At 73.4% G+C, this 19203-nt stretch carries 16 protein-coding genes; 7 read left to right on the top strand and 9 right to left on the bottom strand.

Annotation, left to right across the window (positions count from 1 at the left end; translation table 11 throughout):
* Positions 1-120: 120 nt before the first annotated feature.
* Positions 121-1668: a DUF5722 domain-containing protein gene (locus ACIBQ8_RS46480; protein WP_397195337.1), complete on the bottom strand. Its 1548-nt coding sequence runs from the start codon at positions 1666-1668 to the stop codon at positions 121-123.
* A 99-nt stretch (positions 1669-1767) separates the two neighbouring features.
* Positions 1768-2805, bottom strand: a complete 1038-nt coding sequence (locus ACIBQ8_RS46485; protein ID WP_397195338.1) for a LacI family DNA-binding transcriptional regulator — start codon at positions 2803-2805, stop codon at positions 1768-1770.
* A 183-nt stretch (positions 2806-2988) separates the two neighbouring features.
* Between ACIBQ8_RS46485 and ACIBQ8_RS46490 the strand changes: the two genes are divergently transcribed.
* From ACIBQ8_RS46490 to ACIBQ8_RS46510, 5 genes are read left to right on the top strand one after another with little or no spacing between them, the layout of a single operon-like run.
* On the top strand, positions 2989-6207 hold the full coding sequence (locus ACIBQ8_RS46490) for a family 78 glycoside hydrolase catalytic domain (RefSeq protein WP_397195339.1): 3219 nt from the start codon (positions 2989-2991) through the stop codon (positions 6205-6207).
* A 5-nt stretch (positions 6208-6212) separates the two neighbouring features.
* Positions 6213-7103 (top strand): carbohydrate ABC transporter permease, encoded by an 891-nt coding sequence (locus tag ACIBQ8_RS46495; RefSeq protein ID WP_397195340.1) that lies wholly within the window; start codon positions 6213-6215, stop codon positions 7101-7103.
* Positions 7100-7924 (top strand): carbohydrate ABC transporter permease, encoded by an 825-nt coding sequence (locus ACIBQ8_RS46500; RefSeq protein ID WP_397178955.1) that lies wholly within the window; start codon positions 7100-7102, stop codon positions 7922-7924. The genes ACIBQ8_RS46495 and ACIBQ8_RS46500 overlap by 4 nt, the downstream gene beginning before the upstream one ends.
* Positions 7925-7973: 49 nt before the next feature.
* Positions 7974-9425 (top strand): ABC transporter substrate-binding protein, encoded by a 1452-nt coding sequence (locus ACIBQ8_RS46505; protein ID WP_397195341.1) that lies wholly within the window; start codon positions 7974-7976, stop codon positions 9423-9425.
* A gap of 12 nt (positions 9426-9437) precedes the next feature.
* Positions 9438-12533: a DUF5722 domain-containing protein gene (locus ACIBQ8_RS46510; protein ID WP_397195342.1), complete on the top strand. Its 3096-nt coding sequence runs from the start codon at positions 9438-9440 to the stop codon at positions 12531-12533.
* 73 nt (positions 12534-12606) lie between these two features.
* Here ACIBQ8_RS46510 and ACIBQ8_RS46515 read toward each other — a convergent pair whose 3' ends face one another.
* Entirely contained in the window at positions 12607-13209 is a 603-nt protein-coding gene (locus ACIBQ8_RS46515) for a histidine phosphatase family protein (protein ID WP_397178952.1), read from the bottom strand.
* A gap of 53 nt (positions 13210-13262) precedes the next feature.
* A complete protein-coding gene (locus ACIBQ8_RS46520) occupies positions 13263-14483 on the bottom strand; it encodes a PEP/pyruvate-binding domain-containing protein (RefSeq protein ID WP_397195343.1) in 1221 nt (406 codons plus the stop codon).
* A 59-nt stretch (positions 14484-14542) separates the two neighbouring features.
* Here ACIBQ8_RS46520 and ACIBQ8_RS46525 point away from each other — a divergent pair, with 59 nt between their 5' ends.
* On the top strand, positions 14543-14938 hold the full coding sequence (locus tag ACIBQ8_RS46525) for a DNA-binding protein (protein WP_397178950.1): 396 nt from the start codon (positions 14543-14545) through the stop codon (positions 14936-14938).
* Positions 14935-15570, top strand: coding sequence for a transcriptional regulator (locus ACIBQ8_RS46530; RefSeq protein WP_397178949.1), 636 nt, complete (start codon positions 14935-14937; stop codon positions 15568-15570). The genes ACIBQ8_RS46525 and ACIBQ8_RS46530 overlap by 4 nt, the downstream gene beginning before the upstream one ends.
* 23 nt (positions 15571-15593) lie before the next feature.
* On the opposite strand, the gene ACIBQ8_RS46535 is transcribed toward ACIBQ8_RS46530, so the two are convergent.
* From ACIBQ8_RS46535 to ACIBQ8_RS46555, 5 genes are all read right to left on the bottom strand, one after another.
* On the bottom strand, positions 15594-16025 hold the full coding sequence (locus tag ACIBQ8_RS46535; RefSeq protein WP_397195344.1) for a rhodanese-like domain-containing protein: 432 nt from the start codon (positions 16023-16025) through the stop codon (positions 15594-15596).
* Positions 16026-16078: 53 nt separating this feature from the next.
* The gene (locus tag ACIBQ8_RS46540) at positions 16079-17530 is read right to left on the bottom strand and encodes a rhodanese-like domain-containing protein (protein ID WP_397195345.1); all 1452 of its coding nucleotides are present in this window, start codon (positions 17528-17530) and stop codon (positions 16079-16081) included.
* Between the two features lie 85 nt (positions 17531-17615).
* A complete protein-coding gene (locus ACIBQ8_RS46545; RefSeq protein WP_352328991.1) occupies positions 17616-17885 on the bottom strand; it encodes a metal-sensitive transcriptional regulator in 270 nt (89 codons plus the stop codon).
* An 81-nt stretch (positions 17886-17966) separates the two neighbouring features.
* Positions 17967-18695 carry a hypothetical protein gene (locus tag ACIBQ8_RS46550; RefSeq protein ID WP_397178946.1) on the bottom strand — a complete coding sequence of 243 codons (729 nt, stop codon included), beginning with the start codon at positions 18693-18695 and terminating at the stop codon, positions 17967-17969.
* Positions 18682-19194, bottom strand: coding sequence for a SigE family RNA polymerase sigma factor (locus tag ACIBQ8_RS46555; RefSeq protein ID WP_397195346.1), 513 nt, complete (start codon positions 19192-19194; stop codon positions 18682-18684). The genes ACIBQ8_RS46550 and ACIBQ8_RS46555 overlap by 14 nt, the downstream gene beginning before the upstream one ends.
* Positions 19195-19203 lie beyond the last annotated feature (9 nt).

The raw sequence follows: 19203 nt of genomic DNA on the forward strand, positions 1-19203 counted from the left end.
GCAACTCCGCCGGCGCCCACTCCCCCCGCGGGCGCGCCGCGGCCCGGGCCGGGGGGGGGGGCCCCGGGGCCCCCCCGGGGGGGGCCCCCCCCGGCGCCCCCCCCCCGCCCCGGGACGGGGTCAGGACAGCGCGTAGCCGAGGACCTGCTCGTGGATCAGGCCCTCGCAGCCCGCCTGGTCGGTGACCAGGTGGTCGCCGCTCGCGGCCCGGCACCGGTGCAGCGCGACCGATCCGGGCACCTGGCTGGTGTAGACGTGCCCGACCGGGCCCATCGGGAACTGGCCCTCGCAGCCGGGGTCGCGGGTGAGCATGGTGTGCGCGCCGACCTTGCACTCGTACAGGGGCACGGTGCCGGCCGCCTGGTTGCGCAGCAGCTTCCACACGCGCTCCTGGGCGAAGCCGGGCGGCAGCAGCCGGGAGCTGGCCACGTGCCCCTTGCTCGCCTGGTAGCCGCGCCGGAGCTGGGTGTGGGGCAGCAGCTCGAAGCCGCACGACAACTGCGGGGGCGACAGGTCGTTCCGGTTGGCCAGCGCCCACGTCGACCACGCCGGCTTGGCCGAGCCGTCGGTACGGCGCAGCCCCACGCCGAGGCCGGCGGCCGTCTCGTCCGGATGGTCGCTCATGCGGTGCCAGACGTAGCTCTCGATGCCCGGCGTGCCGAGGACGTTGCGGAAGGAGTTGCACAACTGCGACGCCTGCGCGGCCTCCGACGAGGGCGACAACGAGTTCACGCCGCTCTCGGTGAGCTGCACCTGCCAGGCCGACGGCGTGTTCGGGAACTGCTGGCGCAGCCAGCCGACCAGCACGCCGATGTTGCCGTAGGTGACCTTCGGGAAGTCGTCGGCGGAGAACTGCGGCGCCAGCAGGTTCGGCGGGTAGGGGTGGTAGGCGACCCGCCAGGCCCGGTTGCCGGCCCGCGCGGCCAGGCCCTTGAGCACGGTCATGCCCGACAGCATCGCGTCGGAGGCGGCCGGCTGGTCGTAGGCGGTGCCGAAGTGGTGGTCGAGCGAGGTGAGCACCTTCGCCGTGGGCTGCTGGGCCATGACGGCGTCGTAGGCGGCGTTGTAGTTCGCGGCGATCGCGTCCAGCCAGGCGGTCGTGCCGCAGGCCGTGCCCTGGCCGCAGCCGATGTCGAACCAGGTGTTGCTGTTGACCTCGTTCATGACGACGAAGTCGGCGATGCGGCCGTTGCCGTGCTGCCCGTCGTAGCGCTGGGCCAGCATGCCGGCGAAGCGGCCGTAGTCGGCGGGGTCGTCGGGGACGCAGAACTTCTCGAACCCGGGGGCGGCGGGCGTGCAGGGACGGGCCCCGCGCGCCCAGGCCGGGGTGCCGTAGACGACGGCGGTGACGACGAGACCGCGGGCGGTCCAGTCCCTGATGGCGGCGTCGACGGCCGAGCCGACGGTGAAGCAGCGCCCGCCGAATTCCTGCGCGCCCGCCGCGCACGGCGGCGTCCGCACGCTGGGCTCCCAGTCGGCCCAGATGAGGTTCATGGCGACGCCGCCGGCGTTGTTGCCGGCGATCTCGTTCTTGTCGGGCCAGAAGTCCGGTTGCAGGCCCTTGATGCGGTAGTCGGACCTCCGGGTACGGCAGAGCGGCGGCAGCGGTGGCGGCGGCGGCCGGAGCGGCCGGGAGGAGCAGTAAGAGGACGGCGGCGATACGGGCAACCCAACCCATGGGACCTCCTGGATTTAAACGTCTCAACAATGAGGCCCAGAAGGCGGCCAGGCAAGACCCGATTTCCTGCGGCGGACCGGCTTGAAACGTCACTGAGGAACGGTCGAGGCCCTGACCATGAGCTCCGGCTGGAAGACGATCTCCTGGTGCCAGTGGTTGGCGTCGCCCCGGGCGTCGGTGAGCAGCAGCTCCGCGGCCGCCTGGCCGAGCTGGTGCTTGGGCTGGCGGACCGAGGTCAGCGACGGCGACAGCAGCTCGGCGAACTCGACGTCGTCGTAGCCCAGGACCGCCATGTCGTGCGGGACGCGCACGCCGCGCCGCTCCAGCCCGCGCAGCGCGCCCAGCGCCACCGTGTCGTTGACGCAGAACAGCGCCGTCGGCCCCTTGCGCGCGGGCAGCCGCTCCAGCGCCGCCTCGCCCTCGCGCGGCGTCAGCGCGGGCAGCGTGACCTCGGTGATCACCTCGTCGGGGTCGAGTCCGGCGGCCCGCACCGCCCTGGCCAGCCCCTCGCGCCGGTCGGCGCACTGGCGCACGATCGGCGGCCCGTTGAGGAAGGCGATGCGCCGGTGGCCGAGCGCGAGCAGGTGGGCGCCGGCCAGCTCGCCGCCCTTAACGTTGTCGACCGCCACCGCGCAGAGCTGGGCGTCGGCGCCCGGCCGGTCGAGCAGCACCATGCCGATGCCGCGCCTGCGCAGCTCCACCAGGTGGGAGATGTCGGGCCCGGCGGGCGTGATGAGGATGCCGGGCACCCGGTGCTGCTCCAGGATCTGCAGGTAGTGGGCCTCCTTCTCGGCCGAGTCGCCGGAGCTGCACAGCACCAGCAGCAGCTGCTCCTGCGACAGCCGGGTCTCGATGCCCGGCAGCACCTCGCTGAAGAACGGGTTGCCGATGTCGCGCACCATCACGCCCACCGAGCGGCCGGAGCCGCCGCGCAGCTGCCGGGCCGGCGCGCTGGGCACGAAGCCGAGCGCCTTGATGGAGGCGCGCACCCGGCGCAACGTGCGCTCGGCCACCAGCTCGGGCCGGTTGAGCACGTTGGAGACCGTTCCCACGGACACGCCGGCATGAGCCGCGACGTCGACCATGCTGAGCCGGCGGCGCTCGGCCGGCTTGTGGATGTCGGTCACCGGTGGGCAGCCCTTCTGGTCACCTGGCAGAGAGAGCCAGTCTACTGGTTGAAATGTTTCAGCCAAACGACCCTTCGCTGCACGTCTGGAATCGGGGCATTGACGGATGTACCTAACGGTGCCTACGGTGCGCATTGCTTGAAATGTTTCAACTAGCCGGGAGCTCTCTTGTCGCATCTCGCCGTGACCGACCTGCGTGTCGAAGGACTGGCCGAACCACTGGGCCTCGACGTGGACGCGCCGGAGTTCTCCTGGCGGATCACCGGGGCCGGGCGTGGACGGGCGCAGAGCGCGTACCGGCTGGCCGTGGCCCGGGAGGGCGATCCGGCCGGCGAAGGGGCCGAAGTCGTCTGGGACAGCGGCGTGGTGACCTCGTCCGCGACCTTCGACGTCCCGTACGGCGGCGCCGCGCTGCGGCCGAGGACGCGCTACCAGTGGCGGGTCAAGGCGGCCGACGAGCACGGCGAATGGTCCGGGTGGAGCCCCGCGCACTGGTTCGAGACCGGGCTCGGCGAGGCCGGCGGCTGGATGGCCGGCTGGATCGGCACCCCCATGGTGCCCGGCTCCGAGCGGCTGCCGTCGCTGGAGAACGTGCCGCGCATCTGGGTCGCCGGCCCGCTCGGCCCGTCCGGGTCGCCGGCCGGGGCGTTCCGGACGCGGTTCTCGGTGCCGGGCGGGGCCAGGCCGCTGTCGGCATGGCTGGTGATCGGCGACGGCGGCGGGACCGCGGCGGCAGGGGCGGCCGGGACGGCTGGGGCTGCCGGGGCGGCCGGGGCGGTCGAGGCGGTCGAGGCGGTCGAGGCGTACGTCAACGGGGTGCCGGTCGCGGGGGAGCGGCGGGCGGGCGCGTTCGTGGCCGACGCCGGCGACCTGGTGACCTCGGGCGAGAACGTGCTCGCGATCAAAGCCGCCGGGCCGGGGCTGTGCGTGCGGCTGGAGGTCGTGGTCGAAGGGAGGCCCGCGCTGCCGCAGCTCGTCCCGGTGGCGGGCGAGAGCACGGTGACCGTCACCTCCGGCGGCCGGTGGCGGGCCGAGGACCGGCCGGGCGAGGGCTTCGAGCAGCCCGGCTTCGACGACTCCGGCTGGCGGCTGGCCGAGGAGGTCGGGCTGCACGGCGACCCGCCGCTGGGCCGCGAGCCGGTCGGCGACCGGCCCAGCCCGTACCTGCGGCGCGAGTTCGGCGTGCCGTCGCCGGTGCGCCGGGCCAGGCTGTACGCCACCGCGCTCGGCGTCTACGAGATCCACCTCAACGGCGCCCGGGTCGGCGCCGACCACCTGGCCCCCGGCTGGACCGACTACCGCCACCGCGTCACGTACCAGACCTACGACGTGACGGCGCTGGTGTCGGAGGGACGCAACGCGATCGGCGCGGTCCTCGCCGACGGCTGGTACGCCGGCAACATCAGCTGGTTCGGCTCCTTCCAGTACGGCCGCCGCCTGGCCTTCCGCGCCGAGCTGGAGATCCTGCACGAGGACGGCACCCGCACCCGGCTGCGCACCGACACCGACTGGCGGGCCGGCTCCGGCGCGATCCGCTACGCCGACCTGCAGAACGGCGAGCGGCAGGACCTGGCGGCCGAGCCGCTCGGCTGGACGGCCGCCGGGTTCGACGACTCCGGCTGGGCGCCCGCGGTGCCGGTGAGCCCGCCGGCCGGCCGGGTGACCGCCTCCGTCGCGCCGCCGATCCGCGTGCACGAGGAGGTGGCGCCGGTGCGCGTGTGGGAGCACCGGCCCGGCGTGTGGATCGCCGACTTCGGCCAGAACCTGGTCGGCTGGGTCCGGCTCACCGGCCGCGCCGGCCGCGACCGCCCGGTGGTGCTGCGGCACGCCGAGGTCCTCGACCACGAGGGCGGCCTGCACCTGGCCAACCTGCGCTCGGCCCGCGCCACGGACGAGTTCCTGCCGCGCGGCGAGCAGGCCGAGACGTTCGAGCCGAGGTTCACCTTCCACGGCTTCCGGTACGCCGAGGTGTCGGGCCTGCGCGCGGCCCCCGAGTCGATCACCGCCAGGGTGGCCCACGCCGCGATGGAGCCGGCCGGCGAGTTCACCTGCTCCGACGAGCGGCTCGACCGGTTGCAGCGCAACATCGTGTGGGGGCAGCGCGGCAACTTCCTGGCCGTCCCCACCGACTGCCCGCAGCGGGACGAGCGGCTCGGCTGGACCGGCGACATCTGGGCCTTCGCCCCGACCGCCCTGTTCAACTACGACGCCGCCGCGTTCCTGCGGAGCTGGCTGACCGACGTCGTCGACGCCCAGGGCCAGGACGGCGCGGTCCCCCACGTGGTCCCCGACGTGCTGTCGGGCCGCGGCCTGTCGCCGAACCCCAAGGAGGCCGGCTCGCCCGGCTGGGGCGACGCGCTGGTGATGCTGCCGTGGGCGCTGCACCGGCTGCGCGGCGACGCCCGTGTGGTCGCCGCCTGCTTCGAGCCGATGCTGCGCTGGCTGGCCTACCTGGACCGGCGCTCCGAGAACGGGATCTTCCCCGACGAGGGGTTCGGCGACTGGCTGTCGATCGGCGCCGAGACCCCCAAGCGGCTCGTAGGCACGGCGATCTTCGCGCTGTCGGCCCGGCAGCTCGCCGGGCTGGCCGCCGCGCTCGGCCGCGACGCCGACGAGCGGTTCTGCCTGGAGCTGTACGAACGGGTGCGCCGGGCCTTCCGCGCGGCCTTCGTCGAGGGCCCAGGCGTGGTGGCGAGCGGCACGCAGACCGCGTACGTGCTGGCCGTCACCGCCGGGCTGCTGGAGGAGCACGAGCTGCCCAGGGCCGCGGCCCGGCTGGCCGGCGACGTCGAGGCGCGCGGCGGCCACCTGTCGACCGGGTTCCTCGGCACGCCGTACCTGCTGGACGCGCTCACCTCGACCGGGCGGCTGGACGTGGCCTACCGGCTGCTGACGCAGGACACCTTCCCGTCCTGGCTCTACCCGGTCGTGCACGGCGACGCGACCACCATGTGGGAGCGCTGGGACTCCTGGAGCCACCACCGCGGGCTCCAGGACCCGGGCATGAACTCCTTCAACCACTACGCCTACGGCGCCGTCGGCGACTGGATGTACCGGACGGTCGGCGGCCTGGCCCCCGGCTCGCCCGGTTACGCCGACATCGTCGTGCGGCCCCGCCCCGGCGGCGGGATCGGCTGGGCGCGGACCGCCCACCGCACCCGGCACGGCCAGGTGGAGATCTCCTGGCGGCTGACGGACGGCGGCCTGGCCCTGGACGTCGTCGTGCCGCCCAACACCCGCGCCGAGGTGCACGTGCCCGCGCCGCCGGAACGGGTGACCGAGGGCGGCCGGCCGGCGGCCGAGGCGGAGGGTGTGACCTTCGACCGCCTCGACAAGGGGGCCGCGGTCTACCGGGTCGGCTCGGGCTCGTACGCGTTCCGCACCACCGCTGAGAGGCATTGACGATCGTGACCAGCACAAAAGCGCGCCGCCGGATCCCGTGGGGCGTCTACCTCGTCCTCCTTCCCACCTTCGCCCTGCTCGCGGCGTTCGCCTACTACCCGGCGCTCAACGGCATGCTGCACTCGCTGTACGAGTGGCGGCCGGGCTTCGGCTCGCCGTTCGTCGGCCTGGCCAACTACCTCACGATGCTCGGCGACGACCTGTGGTGGGCCTCCTTCCGCAACGCCGGGATCATCTTCGTCTGGGCCGTCACGCTCATGTGGTTGTTCCCGCTGCTGGCCGCCGAACTGGTGATGTCGCTGTCCAGCGAGCGGCTGCGGTTCGTCTTCCGCACCCTGCTCATCCTGCCGCTGGCCTTCCCGGCCGTGGTCAACGTGCTGCTGTGGCAGTTCATGTACGACCCGCGCGACGGCGTCGTCAACAGCCTGCTGCGCGCGCTCGGCCTGGACGGGCTGGCGGGCAACTGGATCGGCGACCCGGCCACGGCGCTGGCCGCGCTGATGACGATCGGCTTCCCGTGGGTGGCCGGCCTGCCGTTCCTGGTCTTCCTGTCGGCATTGCAGAACGTGCCGGCCGAGATCTACCAGGCCGCCGAGGTGGACGGCGCCGGCCGGCTGCGCCGCTTCTGGAGCATCGACCTGCCGATGATGTTCCGCGACGTCAAGCTGCTGCTGGTGCTGGCGGTGATCTCGGTGCTCCAGTACGGCATGCAGGCCCACATCATGACCAAGGGCGGCCCCGACAACGCCACGCAGGTGCCCGTGCTGCGCATGCTCGACGCCGCGTTCGTGGACACGAGCTGGGGGTACGCGGCCGCGCTCGGCACGGTGCTGTTCGCGCTGACCCTCGGGGTGAGCCTGGTCGCGCTGGCGCTCGGCAGGAGGTCGGGATCGTGAGCCGGACCCGCAGGACCGACCTGGTGGCCGGCGGCCTGCTGGCGGTGCTGGCCTTCGCCGGGCTGTTCCCGTACCTGTTCATGCTCGCCGCGTCGGTCAAGGACAACGAGCAGTTCTTCGGCAGCTACTGGTCGCCGGCCTGGCCGGTGCACCTGGACAACTACGCGGCGGCCTGGGAGCAGGTCAGCCCGTACCTGTTCACGTCGTTCGTGGTGGCGGCGCTGGCCATCGCCGGCACGATGCTGCTGGCCCCGGCGGCGGCCTTCGTGTTCGCCCGCTACCGCTTCCCGGGGCGCAACGCGCTGTTCGGGCTGGTCGCGGCGCTGCTCATGGTGCCCTCGATCACCAGCCTGATCCCGCTGTTCGTGCTGATGCGCGACCTCGGCATCCTGGACAGCCGGCTGGTGCTGATCATCCCGCACGTCACCGCGAACACGGTCTTCGGGATCGTCGTCATGCGCACGTACATGGCGCAGATCCCCGAGGAGATCTTCGAGGCGGCGCGGGTGGACGGGGCGGGCGGCGTCCGGCTGTTCGTGGCCTTCATGCTGCCGCTGGCCCGGCCGGTCATCGGCACGGTGGCGCTGATGACGGTGCTGGGCGTGTGGAACGACTACTTCTGGCCGCTGCTCACCGTGCAGACCGACGCCTACCGGACGATCCCCGCGGGGCTGGCCTTCTTCGCCAACCAGAACGCGCAGCAGTGGGGGCCGCTGTTCGCCGGCTACGTCCTGGCCAGCCTGCCGCTGGTGGTGCTGTTCACATTCCTGTCCAAGTGGTTCCTGGCGGGCATCCAGGGCGGCATCGTGTCCGGCAAGTGAGCCGGTCCCGCGATTGAAACGTATCAATAAAGGAAGGACCCCTACCCCGATGAGAACACCCCCCAAGAGCGGGCTCGCGGCCCCGGCCGCGATGGCCGCGCTGCTCGCGCTGACAGGCTGCGGCCTGCTCGGCACCGGCGGCACGTCCGCCCAGGACGGCGGCGGCAAGGTGACGATCACGCTGGCCGGCCCCAACCAGTGGAACGCCAGCGGCAGCAGCTTCGGACCGGCCTGGGAGGCGCTGGTCGACGCCTTCGAGAAGCGCGAGCCCGGCATCGAGGTCAGGACGCAGGTGCTGCCCCTCGACGGCTTCATGCAGACGATCACCACCCAGCTCGCCGCCGGCACCGCGCCCGAACTGGTCTTCAACCAGCCGCCGCACAAGGCCCACGAGGTGCACGCGCTCGACGCCGAGCTGCAGAAGCCCAACCCGTACGTGCCGGGCAACCAGCGCTGGATCGACGTGTTCAGGAAGGAGTACTACGGCCCCGCCGTCTCCAAGGCGCTGAGCAAGGAGAGCGGCAAGCTGGAGTACATCCCCTTCAACCTGGTCGCCATCGGCCTGTTCTACAACAAGGACGCCTTCGCCAAGGCGGGCGTCGACCAGCCCCCCGCCACCTGGGAGGACTTCAGGAGCGCCTGCGGGAAGCTCAAGGCGGCCGGCTTCGACCCCGTCGCCCTCGACAAGGGCGGCCTGGCCGCCGGCTGGACGTGGGAGGCGGTCAGCACCCAGCTCATCGACAAGTACCACGACGACTGGAACTTCTTCGACGCCACCGGCAAGCCGGGCAAGGCGCCGACCGTGACGGAGAAGTCGATGAGCAAAGCCATCAAGCAGGGCACGCTCACCACCAGGACGCCCGAGGTCGCCGAGTCCCTGAAGATCTACAAGGAGTTCTTCGACTGCGGCACGCCCAACTGGACGGGCGTCGCCGACGGCGGCGCGACCGTGGGCTACCGCGACTTCGTCTCGGGCAAGGCCGCCATGTCGTGGGGCACGGACTTCGCCGTCGAGGCGCTGAAGGCGGACGCCAAGTTCGCCCTCGGCACAATGCCGTTCCCGACCATCACCAGGGCCAGCACGCCGCTGTCGTCGGAGGCCCCGGCCCGCTACGGCGCCTCGATCGGCGGCACCAGCTACATGATCCCCTCCACCGTCAAGGGCGAGAAGTACGCGGCGGCGGTCAAGTTCCTGCAGTACATGAGCTCGCCGGCGATCAAGCCCTGGCTGGACGCGACCGGCGGCCTGCCCGCCGTCGAGGGCGTCGAGCCGTCGGCCGAGACCGCCGGGCTGCTGGAGGGCGAGTGGGGCAAGCCGTTCCGGGTGACGGCCCTGCCGGGCGGCCCGGAGGGGACCTCCTTCCGCGACGTCTTCGACGGCTACCTGCTCGGCCGGCGCTCCCTGGAGGAGGAGCTGGCCGACCTGGACAAGTGGTGGAAGCGCGGCATCGAGGCCGGCATCAAGAAGAACGCCTGGGGCGACGAGGACTGGGCCAAGTAGGAGGAGATGACCATGCGATTGTTGATCGCCCTGGCGCTGGCCGTCCCGATGCTGGCCGTCCCGGCGCAGGCCCTGCCCGCGCGCGCGGCGGCGGCCGGCGGGGTGAGCGGCGTCGAGGTCGGCGGGGACACGATCACCGTCACCGGCCTCGCCCCCGGCCCGGCCGAGCTGTACGCGCTGGACACCTGGCAGGACTCGCCCGCGGGCGAGCGGCCGGTCGCCTCCGTCGAGGCGGGCCCGTTCCGCGTCGAGGTGCCCCGGATGGACGGTGACCAGGACCGGCTCTACGACAAGTTCCTGGCGGTGGGCGCGGACGGCCCGCTGGGAGAGGTGCACTACGCCGACAAGCTGAGCTTCGCGTCGGCCAACCAAACCCCTTATCCCGAAATGTCGGGCAAAAAGGGGTTACAGGTGCAGATGACCGACGACGCCGAGGAGATCGGCGTCCAGCACGCCGGCATCAACCTGGCCCTCGACTCGGTCATGACGGCCGGGCCGGGCGCCCCGGGCAACACCATCGAGTTCGTCTCGCAGGGAAAGACGTACTACTTCGACCGCGGCGCCGTCGCCGGGCTCGACGCCCAGGTCAAGCCGCTGTCGGACAACGGCGTCCTGGTCAACATGATCGTGCTGGTCTACAACAGCGGCGCGGCCAACTCCGCCGCGCGCACGCTCATCCACCCCGACGCCGAGCTGGGCAAGGGCACGGTGTACGCGTTCAACACCAAGACGGCCGAGGGCGAGGCGCACTTCACCGCCGCGATGGAGTTCTTCGCCCAGCGCTACAGCCGGCCCGACGGCCGCTACGGCCGGGCGTGGGGCTGGATCGTCGGCAACGAGATCGACGCCCAGCAGTTCTGGTACAATATGGGCCGCCAGGACCGCGACGTCTTCCTCGACCAGTACGCCCGCGCCATGCGGCTGACCTGGCAGGCCGTGCGCAAGGCCGACGCCGCAGCCCGCGTCTACACCTCGCTGACGCACTTCTGGACGGGCGCGGCCAACGACGACCCGAAGTACACCTACAAGGGCCGCGACGTGGTGGACGGCCTGAATGCCCTCACCAAGCGCCAGGGCGACTTCGACTGGAACATCGCCTACCACCCCTACCCGGAGAACCTGTTCAACCCGGCGTTCTGGAACGACAAGACCGCCACGGACGGCTTCGACACCCTGCGGATCACGTTCAAGAACATCGAGCTGCTGCCGCGCTACCTCGCCCAGGGCGACCTCACCTACAACGGGCAACGGCGGCGGGTGATCCTGTCCGAACAGGGCCTGAACTCCCAGGACTACTCCGCCAAGGAGCTGGAGCTGCAGGCCGCGGCCTACGCCTACGCCTACTACAAGATCGCCTTCGCCGATGGCATCGACTCCTTCATCCTGCACCGGCACGTCGACCACAAGCAGGAGGGCGGCCTGCGGCTCGGCCTGTGGACGTGGGACGAGGAGCACGGCGCGCCCTCCAACGCCGGGGAGCGCAAGCCCCTGCACGAGGTGTTCGCCGCCATCGACACCGACCGGTCGCTGGAGGCGACCGAGTTCGCCAAGAAGATCATCGGCATCTCCGACTGGAAGGACGTCATCCCCGGCTTCGACCCGGGCAAGCTGGCCGTCCGCAAGCCGCCCGCGGTGGCGGGCACGCAGCTCGACGCCCGGCCGGTGGCCGAGCGGGTGATCTCCGGCTTCGAGACCGGCGCCGACGGCTGGCGGCCCTCGGACAACGCCGCCGCCGTGGAGCGGGTGGCCGTGGACGGCGGGCACGCGCTGCGCGTGCGCTTCGACCGCGACCTGCCCGGCTGGTCGCGGTACGCCAAGTCGTACAAGGGCGCCGACGTGCTGTTCGGCAAGCCGCTCGACGCCTCGCGCACGCCGTCGCTGTCGCTGTCGGTCCGGGTGCCGCCCGAGGCCGACGACGGCTTCAAGCCGGGCAACGTCTTCACCGCCAGGGTCCGCGTCTACGGGCGCGGCGGCGCGGTCGCGGAGGGCGCCGGCACGATCGACCCCGAGCTCGGCTGGAACCGGCTCACGCTGGACCTGTCCCGCTGGGCCCCGCGCGCCGCGATCTCCCGGGTCAAGGTGTGGGTACGCGGCTCGGCCGGCTCCGACTGGGCGGGCTCGTACGACATCGACCGGCTGAGCGTGGCCGCGGCGGCGCTGCCCGGCCTGGCCCGGCGCAACGTCGAGGTGAGCGCGTCCACCGCCGAGCGCGGCCGGCTCGGCTCCAAGGTCACCTTCACCGTCACCAACCGGGACGTGCTGCCGATGGCCGGCCGGGTCACCCTGTCCGCCTGCGACGGCGTGGCCGTCGATCCGCCCGCGCTGCCGGTGACCGGCCTGCGCACGGGCGCGAGCCGCACGACGGAGACCACGCTGACGGCGTACGCGCCCGCGAACCAGGAGTACCCGGTCGTGTGCGCGTCCTACCTGGGGCACACGGACCGGGTGACGTTCCGGCTGCCGCCCCAGGCCGCGTACGTGCCGCCCGCCCCCGACGCCTTCGCCAACCAGGAGCTGGCCGACGGCTTCGACCGGGCGGGCGACTACCAGGCCCATCGGGTCCTGCCGGAGGACAAGGAGCTGCCGCAGGTGACGTACGCGGGCGGCGCGCTGTCGGCCGGGCATCCGTCGGCGTCCTGGTTCGGGCTGATGTCGTCAGGCGTCTCGCCGCGCAACCCGGCGTTCGCCACCGCGATCACGATCAGGAAGTTCCAGGGCGACTCCACCGACATGGACACCGTCTACACGGGCCTGGTCAAGGACGGCAGGACGGACGTGGCGGCGTTCTACGTCAACAGCCACAGGTTCGCCGGGTTCGAGGTGCGCGGCCCGCAGGTGCCGGGCGGGCTCGCGGTCTTCGGCGTCAAGCAGGGCGTCACCATCCCCGACGGCGGCCGCTTCGCGCTGTCGCTGGTGGGCGAGCGGGCCGCCATGTACGCCGACACCGGCTCCGGCTGGGAGCTGGTGACCGCGGCCACGCTGGAACACCTGCCGGCGTTGTCGGACCCGCAGGTCAGGGCCGGTTACCGCTACGGCTTCGGCGTGCGCGGCGACCCCGGCCCCAGCCCGCTGGTGCTCGACGCGGTGGAGGGACGCAGCATCTCCTGACGCGGCATCTCCTGACGCGGCATCACCCGACGCCACCTCCCCGCGCCACCTCCTGACGCCTCCCGGCCCCCGCTCACGGCCACATGTCCCGTGGGAAGCCGGTCCAGCGCAGGCCGGCCGGGAGGTGGCTCAGGTCGTTGAACATCACCATCGTGGGCGGCAGGCCGGTGCGGTACTCGATGATCGTCAGCCCGGTGTTGGCGCTGTTCAGGCCGAGCCACCGGGGCGGCGGCGCGTCCAGCGCGTGCCGGACCAGCCAGGCGATCTGATCGGCGTGCGTCACCAGCACCTCGTGCACGTCGGACGCGGGGTCGTCGGGGACCCTCGCGAACCGGGCGACCAGGGCGTCGGCGAGCGCGCGCCCCGAGGCCGCCTCCGCCCGGTCGAAGCCGTCGAAGTAGCCGGCCCAGGAAGCGGGCGTCTCGGCGGGGGCGGGGACGTACGGCACATGGTCCACCAGCTCGGCGGCCTCGGCCACCGGGACGTCCGGCAGGCGCCGGGCGAGCTCGCGCGCGCTCTCGGCGGCCCGCGGCAGCGGGGAGTGCCACACCGCGCCGATCGGCATCCGGGCCAGCCGTTCGCCCAGCAGGGCCGACTGCCGCCGCCCGTCGTCGGTGAGCTGCCCGAACGCGTCGGCCGCGCCGTGGCGGGCCAGGTAGAGGCGTCGTAGCGACATAGGTGCGCGGGGAGCGGCCGGTCGGAGACCGCTCCCCTCTCCTTTCCCGGGGTTCAGGTGGCGGTGACGGTGCCGGCGGTGCCGTCGACGGTGACGAGCGCGCCGTCCCGGAGCCTGCTGGTCACGTCCGGGACGCCGAGGACGGCGGGGATGGCGTGCTCGCGGGCCACGATCGCGGCGTGGGAGAGCACGCCGCCGGTCTCGGTGACGACGCCGGCGGCGATGCGCAGCAGCGGCGTCCACGCCGGGTCGGTGAAGGGGCAGACCAGCACGTCGCCCGGGCGCACGCGGGCGAAGTCGCCGGGCCCGCGCACGATCCGCGCGGTGCCGGTCACGGCTCCGCGGCTGCCCGGCGTCCCGGCGAGCACCCCGGCCGGCACGTCCGCCGCCGGGGCGGGCGGGCCGGCGGCCGGGGGAGCGGCGGTGACCGGGCGGGCCTGCAGGATCCAGACGCGGCCGCCCGCGACGGCCCACTCGACGTCCTGCGGCCCGCCGCGCAGGGCCGCGATCCGCGCGCCCAGCCCGGCGAGCCGCACGGCGGTCGCGTCGTCGATCGCCGCCCGCCCCCGGTCGCCGTCGGGCACGTCCCGCACGACGAGCCGCGCGCCGTCCCGGTCGAGCCGGGTGCGCTTGTCGGCCACGGCGCGCACGACCGATCCGTCCGCGCCGACCCGGTAGGAGTCGGGCGTGACCGTGCCGCCGACGACGCTGGGCCCGAGCCCCCACGACGCCTCGATCCCGGTGGGCTCGCCCGGCCCGCCGGGGGTGAACATGACCCCGGACGCCTCGGCGTCCAGGTGGCGCTGGACGATCACCGCCATCGCCGGGCCGTCGCCGGACCGGCCCTCGGCGGCGGCGCGCGGCGAGAACAGCGACGCCCAGCAGGCGCGCACGGCCTCGGCCACCCCGCCCGCGCCTCGCACGGCGAGGAAGCTCTCGTACCGGCCGGCCGCCGAGCTCAGGCCGGTGTCCTCGTCGGCCGCCGACGACCGCACGGCCACGGGCGGGTCGCCGAGCGCGCCGAGCCCCCGGGCCAGCGCCGCGGCGAGCCCGGCGTCGACCGCGAGCCCTTCGACCGTCCGCCGCGCCGCGGCCAGGCCGTCCGGTCCGGCCGTGCGCCGCCCGAGCTCCAGGCCCCTGACCGCGGCCTGGTAGGCGGCGAACGGCACCACGAAGCCGTCGGGAACCGGCAGCCCCGCCCGCAGCAGCTCGCCGAGCGCGCCGCCCTTGCCTCCGCAGGCGTCGGCCGCGGCCACGCCGAGGGGTACGATCATCCGCCCCGCCCTTCAACAAAATGTTGACGATGTCCCGGCGATTGTGAATCATGTCCCGCATGCAACGCAACCACGACCCCGCCCACCCCCCGAACGCGGACCAGCTCCAGGCGCAGCGCGAGAAGGAGGCCCGCCGGCGGCTCATGGCCATGGGTGCCGACCTGCTCGACCCGCGCCCGTGGCAACCTCCGCCCGTCCCGCCCTCGGCGGTCGACCTGACGCGCTTCGCCGTCTGGCGCAACGCCGGCCTGGAGCAGCAGGACGTCCTGGCCGCGCTGGCCCTGCTGCCCGCCGCGCGCGCCGAGGTCGAGGCGATCGAGTCCGCCCTGCTGTTCACCGCCCGCAGCACCGGGCTGACCTGGGCGCAGATGGCGGAGGCGATGGGGTTCAACTCGCCGCAGGCCTGCCAGCAGCACTACACCCGCCTGACCGCCCGTCAGGAGGCCGGCTCATGACCCGGCAGTCCGCGCCTGGCCTGCTGGCGCTGCACGCCGTACGGGTCACCGGGTTCGCCGACACCCCGGTGCTCGCCCGCCGGTACGCGCTCGGCGTGGCCGAGACGGAGGAGGAGCTGCTCGACGCCGAGGCGCGCGGCTGGGTGAGCCGGTCGGAGTTCGCCGGCACCGGCGGCTGGTCGCTCACCGAGACGGGCCGGGCCGAGGACGAACGGCGCCTGGCCGCCGAGCTCGACCGGGCGGGCGGCGCCGAGGAGGTCCGCGACGTCTACCGCGAGTTCCTCCCGCTGAACGCCCTGCTGCTCAAGGCGTGCACCGACTGGCAGCTACGCCCGGACGGCCGCGACCGGCTCGCCGCCAACGACCACTCCGACCCCGCCTGGGACGCCCGGATCCTGCACGAGCTCACCGTCGTCGGCCGCGCCCTCCAGCCGCTGGCCGACCGGCTGACCGGCGTCCTGGCCCGGTTCGGCGGGTACGACGAGCGCTTCGCCGCGGCCCTGGCCCGCGCCCGCAACGGGGAGGGCGCCTGGGTCGACCGCACCGACGTCGACTCCTGCCACCGCGTCTGGTTCGAGCTGCACGAGGACCTGATCTCCACCCTCGGCCTCGACCGCCACGGCCACTCCTGACGCCCGGCGCGCGTCCCGTCAGGTCATCCCCGGCCGCCGGCCAGGGAGTCGAGGACGGCGGCCAGGGAGTCGAGGACGGCGGCCAGGTCGGTGCGCGGCCCCCGGTTGTAGGGCAGCCTGGACAGCAGCATGCCCATGGCGCAGGTGTCCGACACGGCGAAGGTCAGCCCGGCGCCGATGCCGGCCGCGATCCACTTGGCCCGCGGAAGACGCGCGCCGGCCAGCACCGCGCCCTCGTCCAGGCGGGGGCGCAGGGTGGCGTGGTGCGCGCGCAGCAGGTCGAGCGGCACGTTGCGGGAGCCCGGGATGTGCACGGCGGCGAACTCGCCGGGGGTGCGCACGTCGATGATCTGGGGCGGGCCGCCGCCGTCCAGCAGCCGTCGCAGGGCGGCGGCGTCCACGGTGGCGTTCACGGTGGCGTTCACGGTGGCGGGCGGGGTGTCAGGGGTGGTCATGCGATGGTCCTTGCCGAGGGTGCGGGACCGGTCGGGTCAGGCGTCGGTGATGGTCAGGCGTCGGTGATGGTCAGGCCCGCTTCGGCGGCCGCCGCGTAGGCGTCGTCGATGTGCACCACGCGGCGTCCGGCGCGGGCGAGCAGGCTGGTGGCGGCGGCCGCCCGGTAGCCGGAGCCGCAGTGCGTCCACACCGTGCCGGCCGGGACGTCGGCCAGGCGGTGCGGCAGGTCGGGCAGCGGGATGTGAGTGGCGCCCGCGACGTGACCGGCCCGCCATTCGTTGGTCATGCGCACGTCCAGCACGACGTCCGGGGCGGGCAGGTGCGCGGGCGCGCGCCCGGCGTGGACGGCGGCCAGGTCGGCGAACGTGGCCACCGCCAGCTCGCCCAGCCGCTCGTCGTCGCCGCCGGCCCACTGGCCGGGGTCGCCGGTCGCGGCGGCGGCCGGACGGTCGACGCCGATGCGGGCCAGTTCGCGCTGGGCGGCGGCGACCTGCCCGGCGTCCTCGCCCAGCAGGGTGATCGGCGCGCCCCACGGAGCCATCCAGGCGAGCCAGGTGGACATGGGGCCGTCGAGGCCGAAGCTGAGCGTGCCGGTCAGGTGGCGGCTGGCGAACGCCTTGCGGGAGCGCAGGTCCACCACCCATTCACCGGCCGCGATCCGCCTGCTGAGCTCCGCGGGGTCGGCGGCCCGTACGGGGGTGAGGTCGATCGGGCCGCCGCCCTCGGAGTTGCGCGGGCCCATGTGGGCGTAGTACGCGGGGTAGGCGTCGAGCCCGGCGAGGGTCTGGGCGACGAAGTCGTCGGCCTCCAGGCGCAGCGCCGGGTTGGCCTGCCGCTCGCGGCCGATCGTGGAGGCCGGGGCGTCGGCCTGCGTGGCCGAGCAGAAGCTGCCGAACCCGTGGGTGGGCCACACGTGGGCGCCGTCGGGCAGCAGGTCGGCCAGGCGGTGCGCCGAGGTGTGCTGGCGGTGGGCCAGGTCGTGGGCGTGCTCGGCGCCGAGCAGGTCGGTGCGGCCGGTGGTGCCGAAGAGCAGGGAGCCGCCGGTGAAGACGCCTTCGGGGCCGTCCGGGCCGGTCAGGATGTACGACAGGTGATGGAAGGTGTGGCCGGGCGTGGCCACCGCCTGGACGCTCATGGCGCCGGACAGCGCGACCTCGTCGCCGTCGGCGATCGGCCGGCGGTCGAACTCCACGGTCTCGTCGGCGGCGACCAGGTAGGCGGCGCCGGTCACCCGGGCCAGGGCCAGGCCGCCCGAGACGTAGTCGTTGTGCAGGTGGGTCTCGGCCACGTGGGTGATGCGGACGCCGAGACGTCCGGCCAGGGCGAGGATCCGGTCGATGTCCCGCTGCGGGTCGACGACCAGGGCCACCTGTCCGTCGTGGGCGAGGTAGCTGCGGTCGCCCAGGGAGGAGGTCTCCACCACCTCGATGTGGATCGTGCTCATCTTCTTCGCCGCCTTCGTGTCGTCGCAGGTCGTGGTCCGGTCACGGACCGTCCTACCCATTGATACCCCGGGGGGTATAGGGCAGGCAAAAAAACGGGCATGCTCCGGCGTACGGTTCGTTCGTCGCCTTCGGATGCCCGTGGGGTCAGGACAGGGCCAGGAAGAGCTTCTCCAGCCGCTCCGGCGTGATGGCCGGCTCCTCGCCGCGCTCGCGCGCCGCCTGGCACTGTTGCAGGCCGGTGGAGATGATCTTGAATCCGGCCCGGTCCAGGGCCTTGGACACCGCCGCGAGCTGGGTCAGCACCCGCTCGCAGTCGTCACCGTTCTCGATCATGGCGATCACCCCGCCGAGCTGGCCGTGGGCCCGCTTGAGCCGGGTGAGCGCCTCGGCCAGGACGGCCGCGTTCATGTCCATTCGCTCCACCTCCACCGCCAATATACCCCCCGAGGTATGGTGCCGCGCACGTTCGCGCGGGCGCGGTGGAGGCGGAGGCGGTCACGGGTTGGGGGTGAGCCCTTCGGCGATCCTCTTCAGCTCGGCGGACACGGCCCCGGCGTCGCGGAACTCCTTGGCGTACGTCGGGCTGAACATGATCTCGGCCCACTGGCGGTCGCCCATGCGGAGGAAGAGGGTGGGCGTGCCCTTCATGCCGTCCTCACCGACGTTCTGGACGACCAGGTAGCCGCCGCGGTCGCCGATGGTCACCTCCTCGCCGTCCTCCTCGTCGCGGTAGGCCGCGATCCGGTCGCCGATCTCCTGGACGGCCCCCTCCTCGTACATGTAGATCTGCACCCGGTAGGAGCCCGGGTCGTCGCCCTCGTAGAAGTAGGCGGTGGTGTACTTGTCGCCGAAGTCCACCGACCAGCCGGACCACTTCAGCCGCTCGGGCAGGTATCCCACCCTGACGTGCCCGAACGTCTTCCCGTCGCCCAGGTCGCCGAGGCTCGGCGGTTCCGGCCGCGGGGGCGGGGTGTCGTCGATGGCGGGCGGCTCCGGCGTCACGGAGATCGTGACCTGGCCGCCCGTCGCGGTCGTCGTGCTCATGCCCAGGTACGCCACGGGCGCGGCCACGACCGCCACCGACGCCGACAACGCCGCGATCCGGCCTCTCACCCGCCTGCGCCTGGACCCGCGCACCACCCGGTCCACCAGGTCGGGCGCGGCGTGCAGCCGGGCCGTCTCCTCCGTCATGAGCCGGAGGAGCTCCTCCTCAAGCGTGGGCATTCCTGATCACTCCTTCCACTGTCTCCCGTCCGAGGGCCGAACGGAGTTTGGCCGCCGCCTTCGACGCCTGGCTCTTGACCGTGCCGACCGAGCAGCCGAGCACTTCGGCGGTCTGCGCCTCGCTGAGGTCCTCCCAGTACCGCAGGACGATCACCGCCCGCTGCCGGGGCGGCAGGGCGCGCAGCGCGTCCATGAGCACGCGGCGCAGGTCGGTGTCCGTCGCCCGGTCCGGCAGGTCCGGCGGGCTGTGCATCGGGATGATCCGCAGGATCGCCCGGCGGCGGGCCCGGCTGATGGCGGCGTTGACGATGACGCGGCGCACGTACGGCTCGGGGCTGTCGTGGCGGACCCGGTCCCAGTTCCGATAGGTGCGCTCCAGCGCGGTCTGCAGCAGGTCCTCGGCCTCCGCCTCGTCGCCGCAGGCGAGGTAGGCGACCCGTAGCAGGCTCGTGGCGCGTGCGGCCACGAATGCGCCGAAGTCGTGTTCCGTGGCGCTCACGGCTGTCTG

Source organism: Nonomuraea sp. NPDC049646 (assembly GCF_044465525.1).
In the GTDB taxonomy this organism is placed as follows: Bacteria; Actinomycetota; Actinomycetes; order Streptosporangiales; family Streptosporangiaceae; genus Nonomuraea.